This window comes from Moorena sp. SIO3I6 (assembly GCF_010672095.1).
On sequence record NZ_JAAHHU010001247.1, the window covers coordinates 1 to 1,501 of the forward strand.

Sequence of the window (1,501 nt, forward strand, 5' to 3'; positions counted from 1 at the left end):
AGCATCTGAGACAGTCGCATTACTTACTTCCTTTTTAGACCAAACTACCATTATCTCATCAGTTTAAAACTTTCATCAACAGTATGTCAGCCAGGATTGACAAACTATTCACCCTCTGAGAAGGTATGTGATTATAGGCTAGTTTATAGTTTAATTTAACTGTCGAGGGGGTTTGGGGGAGCTATAAGTCCCGCGCTCTATCTGAAAAGATGAGCGTCGGGATACATGGACTCCCCCAAGCCGATTTGATCCGGTCAATCCCGGTCAAATCGGCAACAGATGTAAGTTTATAGAACAGTAGTTCTGTGTTAGAATTACTAGTATGGCGACTATCATCAACTACTGCTACCGAATTTACCCCGACAGCAACCAAGAGCAGACAATGCTGCATTGGCTCGAAATCTCTCGCCAGGTGTACAACTATAGCTTTGCGAGAAATCAAAGATTGGGTGAATTCGCGCAAATGTAGTTTGGACTATTGTTCGCTCAAACGAGAATACATCATTCCAGCCGACAAGCCATTTCCCACCTACTACAACCAGCAAAACGCACTTCCCAAAGCGAAGAAAGAATTTCCTCAATTGGGACAAGCCCCTTCTCAAGTTCTGCAAACTACAATTCGTAGACTGCACGACGCTTGGAATTATTTCCAACAAAGAGGGTTTGGCTTTCCACGCTTCAAGAAGTTTGGACAAATCAAGTCCATGGTGTTTCCTCAATTCAAAACCCATCCGATTACGGGTTGGCAGATTGCTTTGCCCAAGGTGGGGAAGATCCCCATCAACTTGCACCGACCCATTCCATTCGGGTTTGTGGTTAAACAAGTAAGGGTGTTGAGGAAGGCAGATAGGTGGTTCGTAGTACTGACGATAGAGTCTGACATATCGATACCAGACCCTCAACCTCACGGAGACGCTATAGGTATTGATTTGGGATTGGAGAAGTTTTTGACAACCTCGGATAGAGAGTTTATTGCTAGGCCCGGATTCCTGACATGCTTGTACCGCCAGCTGGAATTGCTGCAACGCAAGTATGCCAGAACGAAGAAAGGCTCTAAGAACCGCGAAAAGGCTCGAATCAAGGTGGCCAAATTCCACAACCACATTGCCAGCGTGAGGAAAGATTGGCAGTTCAAACTGGCTAACCATCTGTGTACTAAGGAAGGTATTGGGATGGTGTTTGTTGAGGATTTGAACTTGAAGGCTATGTCGAGAGGTATGCTGAGAAAGCATACCTTGGATGCAGCTTTCGGTCAGTTTCTCAATTTGCTCGAATGGGTAGCCCATAAGCATCAGGTCTACTTTGCCCGTGTCAACCCGGATGGAACGTCTCAAACCTGTCCTCAGTGTGGTACGCACACGGGAAAGAAAAAACTTTCCGAACGAGTGCATAAGTGTGATGTTTGTGGATATGAAACAGATCGAGATCATGCAGCATCGGAAGTAATCAGATTGCGTGGTCTAGAACTCATTAGTACGCAGAGTCCCTGCGTACTAATGAG

Annotated in this window: 3 protein-coding genes; 2 read left to right on the top strand and 1 reads right to left on the bottom strand. The window is 45.5% G+C overall.

What is annotated here, in order from left to right:
- Positions 1-181 precede the first annotated feature (181 nt).
- On the bottom strand, positions 182-391 hold the full coding sequence (locus tag F6K49_RS48215; protein WP_293109753.1) for a hypothetical protein: 210 nt from the start codon (positions 389-391) through the stop codon (positions 182-184).
- Between F6K49_RS48215 and F6K49_RS48220 the strand changes: the two genes are divergently transcribed.
- A complete protein-coding gene (locus F6K49_RS48220; RefSeq protein WP_293109749.1) occupies positions 323-469 on the top strand; it encodes a helix-turn-helix domain-containing protein in 147 nt (48 codons plus the stop codon). The genes F6K49_RS48215 and F6K49_RS48220 overlap by 69 nt on opposite strands.
- Positions 429-1,501, top strand: a 1,073-nt coding sequence (locus F6K49_RS48225; protein WP_293109751.1) for a transposase, incomplete at its 3' end; no start/stop codon positions are given. The genes F6K49_RS48220 and F6K49_RS48225, both read left to right, overlap by 41 nt.

Coding starts and splice junctions, on each gene's coding strand:
- F6K49_RS48220 (WP_293109749.1), top strand. CDS start 323: ATGGCGACTATCATCAACTACTGCTACCGAATTTACCCCGACAGCAAC.
- F6K49_RS48215 (WP_293109753.1), bottom strand. CDS start 391: ATGCAGCATTGTCTGCTCTTGGTTGCTGTCGGGGTAAATTCGGTAGCA.